Source organism: Pseudomonas haemolytica (assembly GCF_009659625.1).
GTDB classification, from domain to species: Bacteria; Pseudomonadota; Gammaproteobacteria; order Pseudomonadales; family Pseudomonadaceae; genus Aquipseudomonas; species Aquipseudomonas haemolytica.
The window spans coordinates 560,014-582,325 of record NZ_VOIW01000001.1 but is presented as its reverse complement, the minus strand read 5'-3'; the positions used below and the strand labels follow the sequence as shown (position 1 = coordinate 582,325).

The 22,312-nt window shown below is 57.4% G+C and carries 28 protein-coding genes and 1 pseudogene; 3 read left to right on the top strand and 26 right to left on the bottom strand.

The features are described 5' to 3' along the window. Positions 1 to 19: 19 nt before the first annotated feature. From recX to FRT59_RS02515, 23 genes are all read right to left on the bottom strand, one after another. On the bottom strand, positions 20 to 487 hold the full coding sequence (gene recX / locus FRT59_RS02625) for a recombination regulator RecX (protein ID WP_034118389.1): 468 nt from the start codon (positions 485 to 487) through the stop codon (positions 20 to 22). 8 nt (positions 488 to 495) lie between these two features. Continuing rightward, positions 496 to 1,554, bottom strand: a complete 1,059-nt coding sequence (gene recA, locus FRT59_RS02620; protein WP_153870334.1) for a recombinase RecA — start codon at positions 1,552 to 1,554, stop codon at positions 496 to 498. An 83-nt stretch (positions 1,555 to 1,637) separates the two neighbouring features. Continuing rightward, positions 1,638 to 2,138: a CinA family protein gene (locus FRT59_RS02615; RefSeq protein ID WP_034118388.1), complete on the bottom strand. Its 501-nt coding sequence runs from the start codon at positions 2,136 to 2,138 to the stop codon at positions 1,638 to 1,640. A gap of 141 nt (positions 2,139 to 2,279) precedes the next feature. Further along, positions 2,280 to 2,837 (bottom strand): glycoside hydrolase family 19 protein, encoded by a 558-nt coding sequence (locus FRT59_RS02610; protein WP_153870332.1) that lies wholly within the window; start codon positions 2,835 to 2,837, stop codon positions 2,280 to 2,282. A gap of 43 nt (positions 2,838 to 2,880) precedes the next feature. Then, entirely contained in the window at positions 2,881 to 3,642 is a 762-nt protein-coding gene (locus FRT59_RS02605; RefSeq protein ID WP_153870331.1) for an N-acetylmuramoyl-L-alanine amidase, read from the bottom strand. A gap of 126 nt (positions 3,643 to 3,768) precedes the next feature. After that, on the bottom strand, positions 3,769 to 4,779 hold the full coding sequence (locus tag FRT59_RS02600; RefSeq protein WP_153870330.1) for a contractile injection system protein, VgrG/Pvc8 family: 1,011 nt from the start codon (positions 4,777 to 4,779) through the stop codon (positions 3,769 to 3,771). 9 nt (positions 4,780 to 4,788) lie between these two features. Further along, positions 4,789 to 5,001 (bottom strand): tail protein X, encoded by a 213-nt coding sequence (locus tag FRT59_RS02595; RefSeq protein ID WP_153870329.1) that lies wholly within the window; start codon positions 4,999 to 5,001, stop codon positions 4,789 to 4,791. After that, the gene (locus FRT59_RS02590) at positions 4,994 to 5,377 is read right to left on the bottom strand and encodes a phage tail protein (RefSeq protein WP_034118383.1); all 384 of its coding nucleotides are present in this window, start codon (positions 5,375 to 5,377) and stop codon (positions 4,994 to 4,996) included. The genes FRT59_RS02595 and FRT59_RS02590 overlap by 8 nt, the downstream gene beginning before the upstream one ends. After that, entirely contained in the window at positions 5,377 to 7,242 is a 1,866-nt protein-coding gene (locus FRT59_RS02585) for a phage tail tape measure protein (RefSeq protein ID WP_153870328.1), read from the bottom strand. Before FRT59_RS02585 ends, FRT59_RS02590 begins: the two co-directional genes overlap by 1 nt. Positions 7,243 to 7,369: 127 nt before the next feature. Then, positions 7,370 to 7,942 (bottom strand): phage tail assembly protein, encoded by a 573-nt coding sequence (locus tag FRT59_RS02580; RefSeq protein ID WP_153870327.1) that lies wholly within the window; start codon positions 7,940 to 7,942, stop codon positions 7,370 to 7,372. A 50-nt stretch (positions 7,943 to 7,992) separates the two neighbouring features. Then, positions 7,993 to 8,499 (bottom strand): phage major tail tube protein, encoded by a 507-nt coding sequence (locus FRT59_RS02575; RefSeq protein ID WP_153839789.1) that lies wholly within the window; start codon positions 8,497 to 8,499, stop codon positions 7,993 to 7,995. Then, positions 8,499 to 9,665 (bottom strand): phage tail sheath protein, encoded by a 1,167-nt coding sequence (locus FRT59_RS02570; RefSeq protein ID WP_153870326.1) that lies wholly within the window; start codon positions 9,663 to 9,665, stop codon positions 8,499 to 8,501. The genes FRT59_RS02575 and FRT59_RS02570 overlap by 1 nt, the downstream gene beginning before the upstream one ends. Positions 9,666 to 9,667: 2 nt before the next feature. Continuing rightward, positions 9,668 to 9,841: a hypothetical protein gene (locus tag FRT59_RS26930; RefSeq protein WP_164484513.1), complete on the bottom strand. Its 174-nt coding sequence runs from the start codon at positions 9,839 to 9,841 to the stop codon at positions 9,668 to 9,670. Between the two features lie 86 nt (positions 9,842 to 9,927). Further along, positions 9,928 to 10,230, bottom strand: coding sequence for a hypothetical protein (locus tag FRT59_RS02565; protein WP_167524244.1), 303 nt, complete (start codon positions 10,228 to 10,230; stop codon positions 9,928 to 9,930). Positions 10,231 to 10,232: 2 nt separating this feature from the next. Further along, the gene (locus FRT59_RS02560) at positions 10,233 to 11,018 is read right to left on the bottom strand and encodes a phage tail protein (protein WP_233456174.1); all 786 of its coding nucleotides are present in this window, start codon (positions 11,016 to 11,018) and stop codon (positions 10,233 to 10,235) included. 44 nt (positions 11,019 to 11,062) lie between these two features. Beyond that, positions 11,063 to 11,593 carry a hypothetical protein gene (locus FRT59_RS02555; protein WP_153870324.1) on the bottom strand — a complete coding sequence of 177 codons (531 nt, stop codon included), beginning with the start codon at positions 11,591 to 11,593 and terminating at the stop codon, positions 11,063 to 11,065. Continuing rightward, positions 11,590 to 12,318: a phage tail protein I gene (locus FRT59_RS02550; RefSeq protein WP_153870323.1), complete on the bottom strand. Its 729-nt coding sequence runs from the start codon at positions 12,316 to 12,318 to the stop codon at positions 11,590 to 11,592. The genes FRT59_RS02555 and FRT59_RS02550 overlap by 4 nt, the downstream gene beginning before the upstream one ends. Next, on the bottom strand, positions 12,315 to 13,310 hold the full coding sequence (locus tag FRT59_RS02545) for a baseplate J/gp47 family protein (protein WP_153839786.1): 996 nt from the start codon (positions 13,308 to 13,310) through the stop codon (positions 12,315 to 12,317). Before FRT59_RS02545 ends, FRT59_RS02550 begins: the two co-directional genes overlap by 4 nt. Further along, on the bottom strand, positions 13,307 to 13,639 hold the full coding sequence (locus tag FRT59_RS02540; protein ID WP_034118373.1) for a phage baseplate protein: 333 nt from the start codon (positions 13,637 to 13,639) through the stop codon (positions 13,307 to 13,309). Before FRT59_RS02540 ends, FRT59_RS02545 begins: the two co-directional genes overlap by 4 nt. A 9-nt stretch (positions 13,640 to 13,648) precedes the next feature. Then, a complete protein-coding gene (locus FRT59_RS02535; protein WP_153870322.1) occupies positions 13,649 to 14,260 on the bottom strand; it encodes a phage baseplate assembly protein V in 612 nt (203 codons plus the stop codon). Positions 14,261 to 14,263: 3 nt separating this feature from the next. Next, positions 14,264 to 14,779 carry a hypothetical protein gene (locus FRT59_RS02530; protein WP_153870321.1) on the bottom strand — a complete coding sequence of 172 codons (516 nt, stop codon included), beginning with the start codon at positions 14,777 to 14,779 and terminating at the stop codon, positions 14,264 to 14,266. A gap of 23 nt (positions 14,780 to 14,802) precedes the next feature. Then, the gene (locus FRT59_RS02525; RefSeq protein WP_153839783.1) at positions 14,803 to 15,141 is read right to left on the bottom strand and encodes a phage holin family protein; all 339 of its coding nucleotides are present in this window, start codon (positions 15,139 to 15,141) and stop codon (positions 14,803 to 14,805) included. Between the two features lie 591 nt (positions 15,142 to 15,732). After that, positions 15,733 to 16,467 carry a LexA family transcriptional regulator gene (locus FRT59_RS02515; RefSeq protein WP_080752939.1) on the bottom strand — a complete coding sequence of 245 codons (735 nt, stop codon included), beginning with the start codon at positions 16,465 to 16,467 and terminating at the stop codon, positions 15,733 to 15,735. A 666-nt stretch (positions 16,468 to 17,133) separates the two neighbouring features. Here FRT59_RS02515 and FRT59_RS02510 point away from each other — a divergent pair. Then, on the top strand, positions 17,134 to 18,117 hold the full coding sequence (locus tag FRT59_RS02510) for an ATP-binding protein (protein WP_233094146.1): 984 nt from the start codon (positions 17,134 to 17,136) through the stop codon (positions 18,115 to 18,117). 102 nt (positions 18,118 to 18,219) lie between these two features. After that, a complete protein-coding gene (locus FRT59_RS02505; protein ID WP_153870319.1) occupies positions 18,220 to 18,534 on the top strand; it encodes an STAS-like domain-containing protein in 315 nt (104 codons plus the stop codon). Positions 18,535 to 18,582: 48 nt separating this feature from the next. Here FRT59_RS02505 and umuC read toward each other — a convergent pair whose 3' ends face one another. Together umuC and FRT59_RS02495 are read right to left on the bottom strand one after the other, a co-directional pair. Then, positions 18,583 to 19,860, bottom strand: a complete 1,278-nt coding sequence (umuC, locus tag FRT59_RS02500) for a translesion error-prone DNA polymerase V subunit UmuC (protein ID WP_153870318.1) — start codon at positions 19,858 to 19,860, stop codon at positions 18,583 to 18,585. Beyond that, positions 19,853 to 20,278 carry a LexA family protein gene (locus FRT59_RS02495; RefSeq protein ID WP_153870317.1) on the bottom strand — a complete coding sequence of 142 codons (426 nt, stop codon included), beginning with the start codon at positions 20,276 to 20,278 and terminating at the stop codon, positions 19,853 to 19,855. Before FRT59_RS02495 ends, umuC begins: the two co-directional genes overlap by 8 nt. A 101-nt stretch (positions 20,279 to 20,379) precedes the next feature. Here FRT59_RS02495 and FRT59_RS02490 point away from each other — a divergent pair, with 101 nt between their 5' ends. Further along, the gene (locus tag FRT59_RS02490; RefSeq protein WP_153870316.1) at positions 20,380 to 21,084 is read left to right on the top strand and encodes an SOS response-associated peptidase family protein; all 705 of its coding nucleotides are present in this window, start codon (positions 20,380 to 20,382) and stop codon (positions 21,082 to 21,084) included. Between the two features lie 509 nt (positions 21,085 to 21,593). Here FRT59_RS02490 and FRT59_RS02485 read toward each other — a convergent pair. Then, positions 21,594 to 22,061, bottom strand: a pseudogene (locus tag FRT59_RS02485) (DNA adenine methylase); the annotation flags it as partial. Between the last annotated feature and the right edge of the window lie 251 nt (positions 22,062 to 22,312).

Here is a 22,312-nt window from a genome sequence, read left to right as displayed (position 1 = left end):
GCCTTTGGTTTTGGGGCGTTCAGTCGTCCATATCCCGGCCGCTTAACAAGCGGCTGATCATGTCCATGGAAAACCCGCGATAACTCAGGAAACGACCCTGCTTGGCACGCTCCCTGGCATCAATCGGAAGATGACCGGCAAACTTGCGACGCCAGGTGTCTTCTAACTGCGACTGCCAACTGATACCGCACTCACGCAGGGCAAGGTCAATATCAGCACGTTGCAGGCCGCGCTGGCTAAGCTCTTCGCGAATTCGCGCCGGGCCGTAGCCAGAGCGCGCTCGGTAAGACACAAAGCTTTCAAGGTAACGGGCTTCCGACAACAGGCCTTCTTCCGTCAACCGGTCGAGGGCTGTTTCGATCATCTCAGGCTCTGCGCCGCGCTGACGCAACTTACGCGTCAGCTCGACTCGACCATGCTCGCGGCGAGCGAGCAGGTCCATCGCAGTGCGCCGAACGGCGACAAGTGTATCCAGTACAACAGTCATCGTTTGCTTCAGATGTCAGTGTGGGCTTCTTCCATTTCGTCAACCGGTTCGCGGTTGGCGGCAGCTTTCACGTCTGGCGCTGGGGTCAGCAGCTTGTCGCGAATCTGCTTCTCAAGCGTGGCAGCGATATCCGGGTTGTCCGCCAGGAACTTGGCCGAGTTGGCCTTGCCCTGACCGATCTTGCTGCCGTTGTAGGCATACCAGGCACCGGACTTCTCGACGAAACCGTGCAGCACGCCCAGGTCGATCATCTCGCCGTTCAGGTAGATACCCTTACCGTAGAGAATCTGGAACTCGGCTTGACGGAATGGCGGCGCCACTTTGTTCTTCACGACCTTGACGCGGGTTTCGCTACCAACAACCTCGTCACCTTCCTTCACCGCGCCAGTACGGCGGATGTCCAGACGGACCGAAGCGTAGAACTTCAGCGCGTTACCACCGGTGGTGGTTTCCGGGCTGCCGAACATCACGCCAATCTTCATACGGATCTGGTTGATGAAGATCACCAGGCAATTGGCGTTCTTGATGTTACCGGTGATTTTACGCAGCGCCTGGGACATCAGGCGGGCTTGCAGGCCCACGTGCATGTCGCCCATTTCGCCTTCGATCTCAGCCTTGGGTACCAGGGCGGCCACGGAGTCGACCACGATCACGTCGATGGCGTTGGAGCGCACCAGCATGTCGGTGATTTCCAGGGCTTGCTCACCGGTGTCCGGCTGGGAAACCAACAGGTCATCAACGTTGACGCCCAGCTTGCCGGCGTATTCAGGATCCAGGGCGTGCTCGGCGTCGACGAACGCGCAGGTGGCGCCCATCTTTTGCGCCTGGGCGATCACCGACAGGGTCAGGGTGGTTTTACCGGAAGATTCAGGACCGTAGATTTCAACGATACGGCCTTTTGGCAGGCCGCCAATGCCGAGCGCGATGTCCAGACCCAGAGAGCCAGTGGAAATAGCCGGGATCGCCTGACGGTCGTGATCGCCCATACGCATTACGGCACCCTTGCCGAATTGACGTTCGATCTGACCCAGGGCCGCAGCCAAGGCTTTCTTCTTGTTGTCGTCCATTAAAGTCCTCACGTAATCAATAAGGCCTGACGGCCAACACCTGTATAAGTAGACAGTATTGTTCCACAAAGATCCGAGATCGCCTACCCCTGATTTTCTATTTCTGCTGCAGCTCGTCGCAACAAGCCCTCTAGCGCGGCCTTTACCGTTTGTCGGCGGACTTCGTCGCGGTTGCCGGGGAAGTGCGCAAGCTCGGCCGTGACCTCGTCGCCCACCGCAAAGGCCAGCCAAACCGTACCCACTGGCTTGTCTGGCGAGCCGCCATCCGGGCCGGCGACACCACTGACCGCCACGGCAAAACGCGCCAGGCTTTTTTCCTGCGCACCACGGGCCATCGCCTCGACCACTTCCTGGCTGACAGCGCCTACTTTGGCGAACAGTTTTTCCGGCACATTCAACTGCCGGGTCTTCTGCCGGTTGGAATAGGTGACATAGCCCGCCTCGAACCAGGCCGAGCTGCCCGGGATCCGCGTAATGGCCTCGGCAATCCCGCCGCCGGTGCAGGACTCGGCAGTGGTGACGTGGGCACTGAGCACCTGCAAACGGCGACCCAGTTCAGCAGCCAGTTGAGTGATTTCCTTCACGGTCGTCTCCAGGGGTGGGCGGGGGTTCGCCTACCCTACAGGAGCCTATGGGCCTTGCAAGATACAGAGTGCATCAAGAGACTAACGCCCGACGGCCCGCACATACGCCTGGCAGGCTCGCACCGATCCAGCGCAACGCACCTAGCCACCGCATAACACCGCCCTCGCCCGTGCCCACAGCCGCAAACGCTCGTCCAGGCCATTGAGACCGCCATTGATACGCCGAGTGATGGAAGTGAACTGGCCCCTATCGGCCAGTTCATTCAGACCGTTGCTCTGCCAAAACCAGGCTGCCGATTCACAAGCCCATTGCGGTTGCTCCAGCAATTGCGGCTGTTGCAGCAGGCGATCGTCGCCAAATAACCCTTGGCTGCAGGCCAGGTAATTACGCCGCCCCGTAATCTGGATCAGCCCCCTGCCCCGATACTTTTGGCCATCGCCATCCGCCTCGGGCGTATTGCCCAGGCGGGCGGCCAGCGCACCGGTATCGTATTTGCTCAAATATTGATCGCTGCCCAGTTCTCGCACATAGAGCAACTGGCCAGATTCGTGGCCGATCTGGGCGAGGAACGCGGCAGTGCGCTCAGGTGTGGTGATTTGGTGGTGGGACATGGCCGCGTTTAACGCAGAAATAAAAACTCCCGCTTTAAGGCGGGAGCTTGGCAAGACTTTAACTAGCTGTTGCTCAGATAGGACCATACAGCCCTCCTCCTTGAGGTCGAGCTTTCAGTAACACACGAACTCAAGCGTATTTTTCATTCAGTGCGTACAAGATCGCGCAGGTTTCTGCATCAAGTACGCCATCATAGTTTTCAGGCCGAAAGTGCAGTTGAAAGGCCCGCACCAGGTTACTAAAAAACACGTCCGAGGCCGGTGTTTCAACGCCGTAGCCATAACGGGAAAACGCCTGAATCACTTGTTCGCGCCCAGGCATTCCGTCACTGAACTGCTGATGGTATTTGCCTTTCACTGCTTCGTCGTACCAGGCGCCAATACCGGCCTCGGCAAAGTCTTTCCAGGGAAGCTTCGGACCCGGATCGGATTTGCGTCCGACCGCAATATCAGAATGGGCGACCACGTTTTTCGGCGTCATGTCCGGGTAACGTTGCAGGATGTTCCTCGCCAATTGCTTGAGCGCTCGGATTTGCGAAGCCTGGTAGTCGGGGAACGTGAATACGCCATCGACGTCCGTAGCCTGATTGACGATCTCGATGCCGATAGAGGTGTCGTTCAAGCCTGAGCGACCGGCCCACTGGCTAACACCTGCATGCCAAGCCCGGTCCTCTTCCGCCACCAGATTGAAAATCTTCTGCCCCTTGAAGCCCGCCGCACGGTAGCTCGGATCAGTCGGGTCAGGGATCAGGTAGTGAGCACTTGCAGCCCCGGTGGTCAGAGCCTTGACCGAGCCAGCAAAGTCCAAAGCGGTGTAATGCAACACCAGGAACCGTACACGTTTGCCGTAAGGCTCCAGAGTGCGATAAGCGTTGTAGTCAATCGTAAACATAGAACATACCTCTTTCCTATAAGTCCTTTTAAATATTACGCAGCACAAACGCCTTGAATTACTCGCAGGCTAACCCTGCGCTACGGCGTCTTCAGCGCGTTTTAAAGTTCCATCTTTCCCCTGCCGCTAAGATGCCAACCCCGCCGCCATGATCGAACTGCGATACCCCGTCGCCGGATCGCCAACGTGGGTCACTTTGGTGATCGACCAACGCCCCTGCATATACGAAGGCCAGGTTTCATCCAGCACCAGCAAGCCTTCGGCGGCGAGCAACGGGTTGCCGGGGCAATCGATCTGCAGCTTCAAACCTTCACGGCCCACCCGGCGCAGCTCGCCTTCGGCCACAGCGCGGGCTTCGGCTTCGTTCTGGCAGCGCTGGCGCAAGGTCTTGAACGGGGCAATTCCGACCTGGACCACGCGCTGTTTGCCGGCGGCAGCGTCCCACCAACTGACGCGGCTGCCCATGTATTTGGAGCGCGACTTTTCGTCGAGCTTGGCGGTAATGAAGGCGTGCTCACCGGGCCGATTGTCCTCGGTTACCGACAATTTCACTGGCGGCAATAGCTGCCCGGAGAGTGACTTGGCCTGCCCCGCTTCGGCCAGCACATAGAGTTCGTTGAACGGCTTGGTGACCGCGTTGTAGCGCTTGGCCAGGCGGGTGATGAAGGCCATGTCGCTTTCGTTGGACTGGTCGATATGGGCAATCGCAATACCGTCCAGCGCCGGTGCCACACGCGGTGAAAACCCGTGACGGCTGACCAGTTGGCGAAACAACGCGCCCAAGGTGGTCGGCCCATGGCTGGCAGAGCGGCGCTGGCGATAACCGCTTTTATCCACTTCGCTGAAGGGCGCGGCGGTGGCCACGATCATCAAGCGCATCGGAAACAGCACCGGGGTTCGTTGGGTGACGACAAATTCGCCTTTTTCCACCAGTCCGGTTTCCTGGTAGCCGACGCGCAAACCGATCTTGCCACTCAGGCTGGGCAAGCCCTCAAGCCCTTCTATATTAAGGGTCAGTTCCAGGCGGTCGGTCTCGATGCCTGCGGCGTCGGTGTGGCTCCAGTGCATCAGGCGTTGATTGAGCAGCGCCGCGTTGGCGCCGTAGAACTCTACGATCGGGGTAAATCCCTGTGCCATGCAGCCTCCTTAATCCCAGGCCAGAACGGGTCGTACCGCAGCCGGCCGTGTTTGCATCTCAGGCACGATCACCCAGACGCCAGCCGGCAGTACCGGGCCGTATTCGGCCAGTTCGGGGTTCAGGCGCCAGAGGGTTTCTTCCGCCGCGTCATCACAACGCCCCAGCTCGCGGTAGAGCAGCAGGTTGACCGAATCACCGGCGATACTTCGCACTTTACGCATTGACGAATTCCTCCAGCTCAAGGGCCCAGGTCATGACCATGGCGGTGCCGTCATCAATCACGTTGCTTTGGGTTTCCACCACCGAGTTGATGCGCCACAGGCCCCAGTTACGGCCGATGCCATCGACCAGCGGCAAAGGCGCCCGCGCATTTTGCAGGGCGCGCAATTCGTCCAGGCGCTGCATGCCGGTGGCGTACATGGCCGTGCCGTTGAACGTGAGTTTTTCCAGCTTCTGGCCGTTCTGCCGCGACTGGGGTTTGCTGGCGATAATCGCCAGGTCACTCCAGCCGCCATCGCTGTTGCGAATCAACGATGAATAGGCAAAGCCTCGGGACAAGCCAAAGATAAAGTCGCCGAGCACCATTTGTTGTCGCATCAATCACCTCCTGGAGGATCGGCCAGTGCCGCGTTGCGCCGGATGCCAAGGGAGTCGGTAACCATCGGCATGCATTGAAATTGCAGGGCCTGGATCACTTGGCTGACGACCTGCTGGGCATCGGCGGGGTTGACGCCGGTGATCTGGATACTGGGTGAGATCGTGACCTGAACGTTGTCGGTACGGGCACTGTTGAGTTCCTTGCTCAGCGCATTGGGCGCGGGCAGGCGATCATTTGAGCCGAGCAGTTTGTCACCGAGCCAACTGCCCGCTTCGCTGCCCAGCAAGCCACCGATAGCGCCGCCGATTGCAGTGCCGACACCGGGGAAGATCAGGGTGCCAATCGCGGCGCCGGCGGAAGCTCCGGCCCAGGCACCACCGGCAGTGCTCAGGCCAACACCAACAGCCTTGGCGTCGCCGTTGCGTACGCCCTGGACCACATCCATGGCGGTGTCGACATACTTCAGCGGGCCAATCCGACGAGCACCGGCCAACCCCAGTTTGCTCACTGTTCCCAACGGGTTGGCGGGCATCTTCAGCGGGCCAGGCAGAGGCTCACGTGTGAAATTGCGAGCCTGTGGCGGGGCAGTTACCCGACCTTCGGAAGGCAAGGGGATGAGCTTGCGCTCCAAGGCTTCGATCAGCCCTGGGCCTCTGCTCGCGGTCCACTGGCCCGCAGATCCGTTCTTCCTTCGACTGTTCGCCACGGCCACACGAGGTTGCAACCGTCGAACCGGGCCACCGGCATCGAAACCTAAAAACGGCGCAGGCAACAATGCCTTTGCATCACGTTCGAGGCTGGTCAGGATCCGCGCAAACACCCCGCCGTTCTTGGTGGCGGGCGATCGTGTGGTCGAGGCTGTCTTCGGTGCAACCCGTTGTTTTTTCGGCCTGTTCTGAGTGTTTTGCCTGCTTTGCCTGCTTTGCCTGTTCTGCGAGTTCTGAGTGTTTTGAGAGCTCTGCTTTTGTTGCGACTTTGACTGACGAGCGCTCTTTTTCCCGCGGGAACCCTGTGAGCGCGAACGGCGACCTTCGATAGGGTGCTGAGTTGCCGCTGCACAGCAGCATGACTTGTCTTTCTCAGCACCGCCCTCCTTGAACAGCTTGCCAACACCGGGAAGCCTACCCAGGGTCGCATCGACTACGTTGCCTGCAACGCGAGTTTTGATCGTGTCTCCCAAACCTGAGAAAAATTCGGAAAACACCGGCGTAACAGCGCCAGCCGTTTTAATCGCGCCCGCCAGAGCCGGTGACTCTTCAGCAGCGCCATTGGCGCTATCCACCAGGCTCGTCTTGGCTTTCAGCCAAAGCGTTTCGCCCCATACTGGTGTGGCATCCAGGGTCTTAGAGAAACGCTTGCCGCTTTCGCTGGACTCCTCGCGCAGCACCTTGATCGACTTTTCCGAAGTCGCTGTTTTGTCAAATTTCAACTGGCTGCCTGAATGCTGCAGCGCACTTGCCAGGTCGATTATCTGCGCGCTGCCCAGCGTCATGGCCTCGCGGGTATGGCGCATATCCTCCGAGGTGGTCGAAACGGATTCAGACACGGTCTTCGATTCTGTTCGCTCATCCCCTTTGGACGAACGCATAGCAATCGCCCTCAGCGACGACAAGGCGGTATCGAGAGAATGCACACCCTCACGCAATGAGCCGAGCGACTGTGCCAGCTCATCAAGTTTGAGCGTCACGTTAGTGAGCGCGGCAACTGTCCCGGACAGGTCAGCCAAACCTGTTGATGGGATTGAGCTGCCAACCGACAAAGCGCCAGGGCTGACGATATCGGCGTCAAGTGCGCCGTCTGTACTGCCGAACGCATCCCGGCCATTCTTGGCGACGGCATATGCGAGCGAATAACTGTTCTGCATCCCGCTTACTCCTGTTTAACGCCAAGGCGAGTGATCGCAATGTCGTAGCGGCGCAATGCTTTTCCGGCGTCCCAGTCGAGGATCTCCGCCTCATTGACCGAATAGATCAGCGGCACCACATCGAGGATTACTTCGATGTCGCGCTGCGAAAGAAGTCCGCCGGTTGATTTAAAAAATCGTCGATACGCTCCTGCAGTTCCGTCCAGTCGGGCACGGTCAAACCGGCCAGGTCGGGGATCATCAGGCCAGTGCAATGGGCGGTGATGAACTCGGCGCGCTCTTTGTTGGTAGCGAGTTTTTTCATCACTTTGGTGGCGCGCAAGGCCGGCATCTCCAGGGGCAGTTCGGTCAGGGTTCGGCCGGCTGCATTCAGGGGCAATAGCAGTTGGACGGGTTGGTCGTGGGGCGTCGGCTCGTGCTCATCCATGAAGAACGACGCCGGGCGCGTCGACATTTCGTGTACGTACTGGGCAATACTCACGTAGTCCGGGCGTTTGAGCTGGTCGAGCTCTTTTTCCGACAGGCCGGTGGCGAGTTTCGCCAGTTCAAAAAACTGGTCGTCCTCGTCGTCACCGGCCCGGGCCAGCGCGTCTTTTTGCGCGGCGTAGAACAACGGCTTGAGTTGAACCTGCTGGATCGTCGCGCCGGTGTCGGCGGTGATCGGGGACAGCAGGAGGTGCAGCGGTGGCATCCAGGCCATGGGGCAATTCCTTGGTGAAGTATGGGGGCGAGCACGCCCGCCCCCGAGGTTTACGGCATCAAAACGGCGCGGCGGGCATCGCCAAGAATGTCGACACCGTTGAGCACGAATTTCTGGGTGCGCACGTCGATATCGATTACCGAAATGCCATTTTCCAGACGGTTGTAGGTACGGCAGGCCAGTTCCAGCGTGGTGAGCGCCTTGTCGCCCATCTTCAGCTTTGCCTCCTCCAGGGATTTGAGCTTGCCGCCGACGGTGTGGTAGGTGAAGTAGGTCTTGCCATCCTGGTCCTGGCCGGCTTCACGCACGTTCAGCAGGATGTCGTCGCCCATGCGTACGCCCAGGGCGAGCATGATTTCCGGGCCGGCGCCCTGGAGAACCAACTTGGCATTCAGCACCTTGCCGCTCTTGGCCATTTCTTCGGCGATGAAACGCCCGCCGGACATGGCTTCCATGTCGAACTCGATCTTCGGCGGGGTGAACTCTTCCACGGTTGCGGACAACGGCAGGCCTTGAAGGGTGGCCGCGATGGCCTGTCTGACTCGGTTGGTAAACATTAGAGAACGTCCTCCAGGAATTGCTCGATGATTTCATCGCGGGCGTTGAGTTGATAAACCATGTGTTCGTTTGGCGCGTAGCGGCCGTAGTCGATAACGATGAACCAGGTGCCGTTCTTGTACTTCTCGACGCTGTTCAATTCCGGGTGCAGGTACACGCTGCCACCGGGGATGGTTTCGTCGGCGACCAGGGTTTGCAGCCAGTCGTTGATGCGCTTGACCTCCTGGTCCATGAAGGACTTGGTGAGGTTCTTGGCCATGGCTTTCTGGCCGGCCTTGACCAGCTTGCGGCTGATGGCATCTTCCAGGCCGACGTAGCTGATGAACTTGCCGGTGATGGAGCGGTTACCCAGCAGTGAGAAGCCGCCAAGGATGGTGCGAGCGTAGTAGCTCACGCCATAGCGATTGAGCAGGTCGCCTTCGGTGGAGGTGTCGAGGATGTTGTACTCGACCACGCGGGAAACGTCCTCGGCGAACGTCACTTGGTTGCCCGGGCTTTCCCACTGCTTGACCTTGGCCAGTGCGGCGATGGCCAGCGAGGAGGGCGACAGGAATACGTTTTTCTTCGCAGCCTTGGAGTACACCGACGGCATGTTGTGCACCAGCAGGCAACGGTCGAAACCGAGGTCGGCACCGCCCAGCTCGCCGCTGTAGGTCACTTGGTCTGCGACCGGAGCGTCCTTGCCATCCAGCACCACACGGGCCTTGATGCGCTTGCCAAACGAGGCAAACTCACCGGCCACGGCCTTGGTGCCGGTAAAGCCTGGGGCGCCGATGATGGTCAGGTCTTCAGGGACGCTGCTCAAGGCAGCCAGGCCCAGCTTGCGACCGGTGACCGGGTCGTTGCCGCCGATCACGTTGTTGATCGTGTCGGCGGGCGTCGCGCCCTCCTCCACGATGACGACGTAGACCGGCACCTTGACCACTTTCAGGATCTGGTAGACAGCGTGAAACAGCGTGCCAGTCTCCGCGCCGGTGGGGTCCAGCAACGACTGGGTGGTGAAGCTGTTGATGCGGAACGGGGCGTTTTTCGGGATCGATGCATGGGCATTGGGGGCGGTGCCCACCAGGCCGATGACGTTATCACCCAGGCCACCCATGGCCTCGGGGGATTCAGTGGCATTCACGGTGATGCCGTTGTGCTCGAAGTTCAAAACCTCAGCCATGATTAGTCAGCCTTCTTGGGGGTGGAGTTGAGGACGCTGGTCAGTTCCAGGCGGCCAGCGGTGCGCAGGGCAGATGCTTCGACGTCCAGCAGTTCCAGTTCTTCGCCAGCGGTGGACCAATGGCCGTTACCGATGGGGAATGGGATGAGGACGGTGTAGGTTTGGCGGGTGGGCATGGGTGGAAATCTCCGGGTGGAAAATGCCAAAGCCCCTATGGAAGGGGCTTTGGGGAGGCGAAAAAAAACCGCTTTCGCGGTGGGTATCAGGTGCGGTCAGGCAGGGGGTAGAGCGCCTTGATTTCGGCGACTTTGTCACGCCAAGCCTTTTCTTTTTCCGGGGTTTCGTCGTACTGCCACTCTAGAAACAGTGGGTCAGCTTGGATCTCATAAAGCGCGCGACGTGCAGCAATGTTGCTTGCCAGCTTTTCAGTGCGTGTAGCTTCTTCACAGAGTTCGTCGGCGCGAGCTTCGCTAAACCCTAGCGAAATAAGTGTCGGTCGATCAGCCGGAACATTGATGAGTACTTCGCCAGAGTCAAGCAGTAGCGTTTTAATAGAGCCAGCCATATTCAAACTCCTTTGACTGCATAGCGTTGATCGTTATCCAACGTATAGGCCATTCTACTTTCAGGATAGGTGACGCCCATTTCAGGCGCGGTCATCACGAAAGGTTTTACCTTCCAAGATATCTCATAGTCAGCCGTAACCGCCTGACTCAACTCAACCTCGGCGTCTGAGCGGCTGAACCTCACAGGTTCCTCAAAGCTCTTAGTAACAATATAACTCAGCCCTCCTCGCAAGTAGCACCCAGACTCTTGTGGAGAACTTACTAAAGTACCCACAGGCTGATTAAGCCAAATAGGCTTCAACCCAGTTACCGGACGAACATAGGAAAGCATCCCAAATTGAGCGCATCGAACAGTTTCACGATACGTTTGGGATATACGCTTGACTGTCAAAAAATTTGCATCTCCATTCCAAGGAATTCCGCACCCTTCCATTTGGAGGTTCAAGCCAGCAACATGAGGTTCAAAGTTATTATTAAAGGGATTCAATTCGTGGTTTTGAGCGTGGTTCCTAGATATGATTATTTCAGATATCCCCTGCTCGTTACCTGGCATACGCCACCAGACCGGGTAAAAAATATCGGTGGACAACCCAGTAAGATCAATCATCTGTGAGTAAGACGCGCGACCATTAAGGTCCTTGGCCTGCACGCGGCCTCGCCAAGCAGAAAACTGTTCTTGAGCAGCGTCCATCCGAGCATCAATTTTTCCGATCTGATTAGTCACCGTATCGGTGAGCTTATTACACGCATCTACAACTTTCGTGATAGTCGCTTCAATTCCCATCATCAACTCCCTGTCAATTAATCTTTCCAGCACTTTTGTCAGTGCAATTACTTCGCCTCGAGCTGCATAACCCGCAACATCAAATCAACGTGGCGGGACATATTGCCAACCGAAGCAGCCGCCATGATCGCGATCTCCTCCGCCAACAACACATTCAAATTCTCATTCCCCACCACAATCGTCACGCTATCCGCCGGCAACGGCGAAATATCCAGCGTGAACTTCTGCAGCACCCGCGCCGCTGCCGCCTTATACGTCAGCAACTTCCCCGCCACGGAATACACCGCCAGCAAGGTCCCACTGGCGAGGTAAAAACCGAACTCGCCAATCTCATACTCAGCGTCGCCATCAAACAGCGCGGCCATCCTGAGTTGCCGGTCGCCCAGGTCTTCGTAATCCACGATGGCAACTCGCTGGCGCTCATCACGCAAGGCCACTTCTGTGCCGTCGGGGTTGTAGCGGCCGGTACCGGCGCCGATGTGGGTGATTTCGCCTTTCAGGCCCTGGTTCTTTGCCTGCAGCACTTCATCCAAACCCTTGGAGGTGAAGCGCACCAGGCGCGTGATTTCATCTGTCATGGCTGCGCCCTGAGGTCGTAGTCGTTAATGGTGTAGTGCCGGGCAACCCCGGCACTGTTTAGTCGGGCGGCAAGCCCGAGTTCAGGTAGCGCACCTTCAAGCTGCAACTCGCCATCGCTCAGGGGTATGTGGGCGGCGCTGTTGAAGGAGACGGCACCGTGTAGCTTCACCTCGGGCAAGGCGCCGGGTCGGCTGTCTTCACCGATGCTCAGTGCCGGGTCCGCTGCGGCGGCGACACGCAAGCCTTGGCTGGTTTCATGCACGATGGTAATCGTCGCCTGATCCCGCTCACTCTTGGCCGCATTGATACGCCGGATCAGCCGGTTGTGATCGCCGCTGGACCAACTGCGCCCGATGATCGCCTGCACATCGAAGGTGTATGGCACACCCAGTGGCCGCTGCTGATACCAGGCGCTGATGTTGGGGGTGAAGCCCAATGACTCCACCGCATAACTGAGTGCCTTGGGTGTACCGGCCTGGCGTTGGATCTGCCAGGACAAGGCCACGGTCAGGCGCTTTTCCGCTTCGCTGGCGTCGGCATCCCATTCGCTGACGCCACGGTCGGCGGCCAGGTAAGGAAGAAATTCGCTGGGGGTTTGCAGCGGGTTCATCAACGCTGGAAACGGCGGCGTGACGCGCTCGAGCAATTTGCCGAACCCCAGCTCCAGGGCCTTTTCCAGTGGCGAACTATTGGCCGGCAACAAACTCGCTTTGGGTCCACTCATAGCGTGCGCACCTCCACCTCGACACCCGTGCAATACGGGGCCTGGAACGCGGTGCTGACAATCGGCGCCAGCGGTTCAAGGATGTGCAGTTGCGCGGCGCCGGCACTGTGGATGGCGTAGTCGATCCAACTGGGGTCAACCCGCCCTTCCAGGCGATGGCAGGACTCTGCGTAGTCTTGAAGCAGTTTCTGCGCGGCCACTTGCGTCAGCCCCGAGTCCGGGCCGGCGTTGATCTTGGCCACCACGCGAATTTTGTAAGGTTGAATCTGAGCGCCCTGGACAGTGACAAGGTCGGTTTCCGGCCGTACATCCGGGCGTGCGAAATGTCGACGTACGCCGTCAAGCAAGTCGGCAGATGGCGTGCCGTCGCCTTCCCTGGAAAGCACGGTGACCATCACTTCACCCGGCGCTGTGCGTCGACCGTTGCCGTCTTTGACCTGGGCTGCATAACCGTCCGGATCGAAGGTGTAGGTGACCGTCACCACGCCTGGCGTCGCGCTTTGCACTTTCACCGCAGGGCGCTCGCCGAGGGTGAACACTTCGCGGCGATACTGCATCCGTGAACCTGCTGCCGGGGCGTGGGGTGCCAGGTAATAACGCAGGCGAGCGTCGTCGTCGCTTTCCAGGGTGGGCGGCACAGGCGGGAAAGCCGCTGGGTCGCCGGGGTCGAGCACTTGGCGTTCCAGGCCCATATCAGCCAGGCGCGCATCCAAGTTGCTGCCGGTGGCCCACCACGCCAGCATCTGCTTGATACGGGCGTTGTATTTGCGCTCATGGGTTTGCAGGCGGACGCAAAAAGCTTCCAGCGCCAGGGTCAGTAGCTCACTTTCGTTGTCGAGGCTGACCTTGAGTTTGGCCGCGCTTTGCGGCGCGCGGGTGGCGACGTAGTCGATGACGAACGCCTTGAACTCGGCCAGCAACGGTTCGAACTCATCCACCGTGATGATGGCCGGCTCCGCCAGTTGGTTCTGGCCGGGGATCAACATACTCATGTCACGACCTCGAAGGATTGTTGGCGGTTTTTCCAGGTGCCGGCGAACCGTAGCAACAGGCCGGCGCCCTGGCGAGTGGCGACGATGACCTGAGGGTCAAAATCGCTGATACCGTTGTGGGTGTTGTAGAACGCCTGGGCGGCGTGGCTTTGGGCGAGGATCAGCAGGTCGTCACCGAGGTTTTGCCCAAGCAGTTGCGGGATCAGCGAGCCATACAACGGACGCTTTTGCCGAGTGCCCACTGGGGTGGTCAGCGCTCGGGTGGCGCGCTGCACGAATTGCAGCCAGTCATCGACGGCTGCCCCGGTGTTCCTATCGATTCCGATCATGGGAGGTCCTTATCGGGGGCTGATGACGCGTCCTTGATGGTCCACCACCGGGCCGCTGAAGTGCGCGCCGCCGGCATCCAGCGACAGGCTGGTACCACCGATTTGCAAGGTGATGCCCTGGGCACTCATGGTCAGGCTGGCGGCACCGACTTTAATGTCGACCTGCTCACGGGAACCGCTGACCGTGGTGGGGCCGTTGGCCCAGTTGAAGGTGTGGCTGGCGTCGTCGTAGTCGCTTTGGGTACCGTCTTGATGGCGGCGCCGGGTCAGCGTCGCAACGCTGGAGACCGGCGGAAAGCGATCGCTGTTGAGACCGAACAGCGCTACGGACTGCACACCGCCCTCCCCACCGCCGTAGTTAAGCAACAGGCATTGCTCGCCCACCGTTGGAATGCGGGTTTCCGTTTGCGCGCCGGCGCTGGGGTTGAAAAAGCGGATCGCCGGCGTGAGCAAGTCACCATGGCTGACCTTGCAGGTGTTGCTGGCAGCGTCTACCTGTTGGCAGACGCCAATCCGGCAGAAACTTTCGGCGCGTCGGTAAAGGTCTTCGAGTTGGGTTTCCATCTCCGCCAGGCGTTCGACAATCGGTCCCAACTGCATGCGTAACAGCGCGTCGAACATGGGCTACTCCGCCAGTGGCTTGTATTGATCCGGGTCGTCGATGTTCGAGACGTCCCAGGTGCAGGCGAACAGCGGTTGGCCTGTAGGATCGTTGAGTAACGCCGGCCCCAGATAGAGGGTTTGGGTGAAGGAAACGGTCCAGGTGTCGTAGTCCAAATCGAGGGTGCTACGCACCGCGGGGGCGGCGACGATGTTCGCCGGCAAATCGCACTGCGCCTGGGGCAGGTTCCAACGGTTATCCAGCACCAGGTCCATGAGTTGGCTGGCGAGGTCGCAGGCATCAAAAGGCAATGCACCCGGCGCGACCATGGCCCTGAGTGAAATGGCCAACACGTGGGCCTTACGCCCTTCGCGGGAGCGAATGCCCGGGCCATTGCCTTCGACCGTGACCCGCACGCCGGTTTTCTCAGCGTCGCCCTGGAAGTCTTGGTGGCTGCCGACCTTGAGGTCCGGGAAGGCAGCATGCAGCGCAGCGCCGATGGCCTGGGGCAGTTGGGATGGCTTTTCGATAAAGGTCATTTCAAGTAGCGTCCTTGCAACGGTTACTGCGGGTCCTGGCGGGAGCCTTCGTTGACGCCTATGCGCTTGGCCGCCCACCGTTCATAAAGGCCGATGGCTACATCTGCACCGGCCATGGCGGTCAGGCAACCAATGGCGCCGGCCGTCCAGATCGACATGCCGGCGGCGTAGCACAGCATCAGGGCTGAAACCCCGCAGACCATGCAGGCCCCGGAGCGCAGCGCCAGACGGCGGATCAGCGACCAGCCGCGAGCGCCTTCTTTATCTGCACGCCACATCTCTCCAGAAACACCGCCGATCACGGCCAATATGATGACCAGCCAGATAGGCATTTCCGCTAACGCTTGCTGTTCATTTGTCATGTCACGCCTCCTGGCTGAGCCCTAGATAGTCCATTTTTCATATACAAACGCTTCGATAGGTAGGCATTCCAAAAAGCCCGGTTGCCCGGGCTTTTCAGTAATGCTGTCCTCGGACTTTCGGCGCTACTGGCGCGGTACGGTCCTTTCCTCAATGTTTTTCCGACCACGATCCCTGTCTGCCGGATAACTGCTTCTGGTGCTTTACGCTGCACACCCGGGTCAGTTGCCAACCCTCTGAACCGTTAAGGCCGGTTCATCGCTGCCTGTTTTTTCAAGCGTTAAAACTAAAGAGCGTCGGCATCCTTGCCGGTGTTACCTAGCGTCCCTGCCATCGCTTCGATGGCGTCCTTGCCGATGTTGCGTGCCTTCCTTGTCTTCCTTGGCAGCATCCTTGCCGCCTCCACCAGGCCTTGTTGGCTGGCTTGAGGTGAAGAATATGCATGCATGCATATACAGTCAATGCACAAATGCATTTATTTTTGCTATGGAAATGCGCACATGCATTGGCGGCCTTGTGGGCCAGGGGTTTGCTGGTTTTCTCCAGGCGAAAAAAAGCCCGCTCATTGGCGGGCTGTGTCTTGCGCTGGGAGGTTAACGGGCGTACATGCCCCACCAGAAAACATGACCGAGGATGCTGATCTGCTCATCCTGGATATCCTGGAAGCTGTAGTCCTCATCCGGATGCTCATCACGGTTGAAACTGCGCAGGCGAATCCCGGAAGGCAGGCGGTAGAGCTGTTTAACCCGCAGCTGGCCGTTGTGATTGATGGCATAAAGATCGCCATCGACGATATCGCCAATGCCGCTCTTGCCGGCATTCACCCCAACCGTCGCGCCGTCGCGCAACACCGGCAACATACTGTTGCCGCGCACCGTCACGCACTTGGCCTGGTCGAACTGCACACCGTTATGCCGCAGGCTGCGCTTGCCGAAGCGCAGGCTGGCCTTTTCGCTTTCCTCGATGACGAATCTTCCTGATCCAGCAGCCAATTCAACCTCGCGCAGAAAGGGGATCGACACCTCGTCATCATTAACAGGCGTGTCGTCGTCCCACAGGCTTATGTCCTTGAGTTCCGAATGCATCGGGTCGCGCCCGTCATCACGCACAGCACCTAGCGTCGCGCGCCCGCGCAAGTAGTCGGTGCTGACGCGGAAGTACTCGGCGATGCGCGAGATGTGTTTATCCGACGGATCAACGATCTTGCCGCTGAGGATCCGGGACAGTGTGGATTGAGGCACACCGGTGCGCCGGTGAAGCTCCGTGGGGGAGATCCGGTCGCGGTCCAGCAGCTCTCTTAAGACGATAGAAACGTTGCGTTTTTGCATAACGGGGATAATGGCGGGTGTTTGGGAGGTTGGCAAATGCTAATTTGCATATTTTATGCATTTACTAGGCCGACTCCTTTCTTGCGGGAGGCGACCAAGCCTGGGATTGACGCTATGGCAGGCGCGCTTCCCCTTTTAACGATTGGTATCGGGGCTGTACCGACTTTGCTTTTTACCTATCCGTTTGCGACCTGCGAACCCCCGACCTCGCGTGTTAACCTTGCCGCCATCGCAAAAAATGCTGGGCCAAGCGCCCCCTTTGCCCCATCACTTTCAACGAATTTGCCTACTACCCAATGAGTAAAAACACTTCAGATCTGTCCTCCCACACCCCGATTGTGTAGGAGTACGTGAGTGATTTAGGGGGATAGGCCCGTGGTTGCGGGCTGCGACGCTCGCCCGAGACAGGTTGCATAAATGCATAACGGGCATTGGATGGCATAGATTGGCGTGTGGTTTGCCCCATTTTTGCCCCATCCTGCATCCTCAGCGAGGGTCTCCGATGGGGACAGCTTCCGCTAACACAATCTAGCCACATGCATTTTCAAATGCGCCACACAACACTTCTTTTCATCCAGCAAAATTCCATAGCAAATGTCAACGCTGTAATAATGATGGCGGTTTATATATATTGCCAAATCAGAAAATAATTTCAGGGAAGTGAACGTGCTTGGCCATCTCTACGCAGAGGATGCGATTTACTTTCCACGCTCTTTAAGCGCCTCCGATCCAGAAGCGCTGTTCAGCCTGTGCAACGCAATCACCTCACGCCCTGGCGACGTGGTACTGGATGCCTCGGATCTCGTCTTCATAGACCCGCTTGGGCTCGCTACCCTGAGAGCAACCCTTGAGTCACAGCCCTATGGCAAGTGCGTTTTCATTCGCTATATGCGTGATCAAATTTCCTTCTACCTCATCCGGATGGACTTTTTCCACGGACTCAATGTCGAAGGAATTAATGAGGACGCTCGGAACTCCGGTGGTGAGCCATTCAAATGCGTGGAGCTGATAAAGGTTGACGATCAGGAGCAGGCTGAGGCCATTGCTTCGCGACTGGTCCAAGCTATGACAGGACGCCCTTACGATGCAGATGCGGATGCCTCCGAATTTGATTCGTGCCTTCAACCTATTGAGTACGCTCTCAAAGAATTGCTGGGTAACTCTCTTTCCCATGCAAAAAGAGAGGGCAGAGCAAGAGCATCAGTCTGGGTCGCTTGCCAGCACTTCGAGGACTCAGATACGGTCAGGATCGCCATTGTCGATAATGGGTGCGGTTTTCTGGCAACACTGAAGACCCATGAAGCACTCAAAGACCGCACGCACATGAATGCGATTCAGGTAGCACTTATTGAGAGAGTAAGCTGCAATCGTGGTCCAGTTCTTGCGTATGAAAGCGAAAGCCAAAATCAAGGGGTTGGGCTGACGACCACGGCTCGTATTGCCGAGGCGGCTGAAGGTCATCTCATCATAGCCAGTGGTGATGCCTGCCTTCACACCGCATCGAAAAGCGAGTTTTGTCTAAAAAATTCACCTTGGGCGGGTGTAGCAATAGCGTTTTCATGCAAGCGTGACAAATTGCCGCACGTGAACATACCGTCCCTTCTGCCACAAGACGATTTCGTGGTTGACTCCGAGATACGCTTCGACTAGATACAAAATTGTTATAGATTTTTCGGTCGTACATGAATACATTCGCGCATCTACACAAGCGCTACTAGAATCACATCAGCGCAATTTTCCGAGGAAAGCGTCATGCAAACCCATATGATCAGTCTCGCGAGGTCTTCGACCATCCGCACGCTTGGTATGAGGGCTTCTGCTACGCCGTATCGAAAGGACATCGAAACCTCACTCGACAACGGCATGGATGTTGCCATTGATTTTTCTGGCAACGAAGCCACCCAATCGTTCGTAGATGAACTGGTTGGGGCTCTCGTACTAAAGCGCGGCAGAGCGATTCTCTCCCGCATCTCCTTCAAGAACTGTCCTGACGACGTGAAGGCGATAATTAAGTTCGTGATCAACGATAGAGTTCTTCAATTAGAAGACCAACGTTCAATAGCTTGAACCAAAAAAGTCCCGCCATATGCGGGATTTTTTACACATTTTACAAAATTATTTGCATGCCACCGTCCACAAATGGTTGAGTTTGGTGGTGAAGCTTTGGCTCATCATCTCGCGTCGCATATCCCACTCAGGATCCATAGGCACGCTAGCCGTACGCAGTGTCCCCTGCCCCCACCGTACGTTGATCTGATCCAGAACTGCCATTACGCGAGTTGCTTCGGCCGGCTGCGATGTCGCGAACAGATCGTCGGTGTACTCACCAGGCAGGCAAAGGTTGAGCAACATCACCTCAGCCTTGCTGTACTTGAAGCCTACCCGAAATATGCGATCAAGCGCGCCTACCGCCGCCTGAGTGAGCAAGCGCGCGTCGTTAGTAGGATAAGGCAAATCCACTATCACGCCATTGGCGTACTTTGCCTCCTCCGGGTTGAACATCCCAGTTCGAATACATACGCGCACCTTCTTACACAGCGAATTCTGCGCACGGAGCTTCTCAGAAGCTCGCATCATGTACGTGGCCACCGCCTCTTTGATGGGCTGCAACTCCGTCAACCTCTTGCCAAACATCCGGCTGCAGCAGATCTCCTGCTTTGGTGGGTCCGGCTCATCCAACTCCAGACAAGATGTGCCCCCTAGCTCCCTCGCCGTCTTCTCGATCACCACGCTGAACTTCTTGCGGAGCGTCCAGGGGTCCGCTTTAGCCAGGTCCATGGCCGATTTGATGCCCATCGCATCAAGGTGAAGTTTCATCTTTCGGCCAACACCCCACACCTCCGCCACGTCCGTATTACGCAGCACCCAGTCCCGCTTAACAGGGTCAGTGATATTGACCACACCACCAGTCTGCGACTGCAGCCGCTTCGCTGTGTAGTTTGCCAGCTTCGCCAATGTCTTCGTATGAGCGATACCAACACCGACAGGAATGCCGGTGCAACGCAGTACCTGGGCGCGAATCTGTCGGCCCAAGGCATCCAGTCCACCAATACCAGTCAGGTCGGCGAATGCCTCGTCGATGCTGTACACCTCAACTGCCGGCACCATCGCCTCGATCAGGCTCATCACGCGTTCGCTCATGTCGCCGTACAGCGCATAGTTGGAGGAGAACGCGACAATGCCGTGCTGCCTGAGCTTGTGCTTGATCTGGAAATACGGCTCGCCCATTTTGATGAACGGCTTGGCGTCGTAGCTGCGAGCAATGACACAGCCGTCGTTATTGCTCAGCACCACAATGGGCACCTTCGCCAAGTCCGGCCGGAACACCCGCTCGCAACTGGCATAGAAGCTGTTGCAGTCAATCAGCGCAAAGATCGGTTTTTGCTTAGACATGGCTGCGCACTGTGCTGGTGATCACACCCCAGATTGACAGCTCATCCCCTTCAAGAACGTAACGCGCCGGGTATTTGGGGTTCTCCGACAGCAGGACCACCTCTCGGCCGCGCTTAGACAGGCGCTTGCAGACGGGCTCATTGTTCAGCAGCGCCACCACCACGTGCCCATGAGCAGGCTCAATGGCTCGATCCACCACCGCAAGATCACCTTCGAAGATACCAATCCCCTGCATGCTTTCCCCGGTGATTGCTACCAGGTACACATGCGGTGCGCGGATATTCAGGACCTCATCCAATGAGATGTGCTGCTCGATATGATCCGCTGCCGGCGAAGGAAAGCCGGCCGGTACCTGGAACGAACACATAGGCAGCTTCGCGCCTGCCTCAGCGATAGGACCTAGAATGGTGAAGCTCATGATGCGGCCTTTTACAAATACTGTACGAATGTACAGTTAACTTTGTAGGACGCTTGCGGTCAATTTTTCTGTAGGGGATTTCGACAGGCGGAGAGGTGCTTATGTGCGGGCGATTCGTGCAGTACGAAGGGATGGCGATCTTCATTGAAGAACTGAGCCCCCAGATAGAGCTGTTCAGCGGTTACGACGCTCAGCCTATTGATCGCTACAACGTTGCTCCGTCGACACGGGTGCAGTTACTGCACGCCGCTGAGGATGGGCTGCACATCGATGCAGTCAAATGGGGATGGGCACCGTTCTGGGCCAAGGGCAAGCGCCCCGATCCGATCAACGCCCGTGTGGAGACGGTCACCACGGGGAACTTCTTCAAGCAACTTTGGCCGAATTGCCGAGCCCTGGTGCCGAGTGAGGGGTGGTACGAATGGGTCAAAGACCCTGACGATCCGAAGAGAAAGCAGCCCTACTTCATTCGCCTGAAGATTCAAAAGCCCATGTTCTTTGGCGCGCTCGCCCAAGTTCATCCTGGCCTGGCCCCCCACGACGGCGATGGGTTCGTAATCATCACCGCCGCCAGTGATCAGGGCATGGTGGACATCCACGACCGCAAGCCTTTGGTGCTGACACCTGAGCATGCCAGGGAATGGATCGAACCCGGCCTTACTACAGCCCGGGCCGAGGAAATAGCAAAGGAATGTTGCCAGCCTGTGGAGGATTTCGAGTGGTTTCGAGTGGGCACCTCAGTAGGTAACGTTCGAAACCAAGGTGCTAGCTTGATTATCCCGATACTAGATTCAGAGCAAAGCTAACGCACCTGATTCATAAATAGAAGGCTCTGTGCGAGGATACTCAAAGCACATCTGATGAGTACGCCCAACAGATTTATCCAATATTTTCTGGATATCTTTTTAGTAACCAATGGATATCTAGTGGATATCTTTTGATAGCTACAAGTCTAATCATTCAGAAAATTTACGTACGTACGTAATTAAGCAAACACGTAACTTATGCAACCTACGTAAGCTAAACCGAATGTACAATCTGAACAGCGTAGAAACTTTCATTCCCATGGACACCTTGACAACGGCGGGCTGCGGCTTAGTGGCCGCCCTTCAGAAATAAACCTGAAGAGCATTGACAGCTAAGCCCACCTATATGTTTAATCTCCAAGCCTTTTTAAAGCTAACCGCAACCGACGCCAACTAACGCGCCGGACAGCTAAACTCAGCCTGGAGAATAGTATGACCATCGAACTTATTGAACGCGTCCTCACCTTAGCTATCGAAATCGTCAAACTAATTCAAATGCTGGTTCGAGATTAAAACAAGCCACCAAGAGCAGAAGGTATCCAATTCATGATGACAAGCTCACCGGTTACCTCCGCCTTGCCTTTCCGTTGATTGGCATTGCTGTAGCGAATGTCCAGGCACTCAAAATGAAAGCCCTCAAACACGCGCCGAATGTCCGGGTGATCGTTGATGCTAACCATGACCTTCCCTTTGCAGCGCCGCATGAAGTCAGCCACGCGTTCGTAATTCTCAAAGGGAAAATCCACGCCGTAACCGGCAGTCTGCCAGTAAGGCGGGTCCATGTAGTGGAAGGTATGGGCGCGGTCGTAGCGTTCGGCACACTCAAGCCAGCCCAGGTTCTCCACATAGGTGCGTGACAGACGCTGCCACGCTGCCGATAGGTTTTCCTCGATCCGAAGCAGGTTGATCGCAGGGCCAGTTGTCGCAGTGCCAAACGTCTGCGCTGTGACCTTGCCGGCAAAGGTATGATGCTGAAGGGATAAGGGCACGCATTTATTTTCCGTGGGTAGTTCCACTACTTTCGTGTCTCAGCATCAGCAGTGTGCGCAATCCACGTCCCCAGTTGCACCCACCCCACCATCACGCTAATCTCCCTTCGTCGCTGCAAATTCAGCGACCGGGCGTGAGAACCCGAGTCAATCAAGGCGCAAAGCGCCCAATAACCCTATCGCGGCGCTTTTTTTCGTCTGCGGTATCGTTTTATGGCGGCTGTGCGTGGGAGACCTTC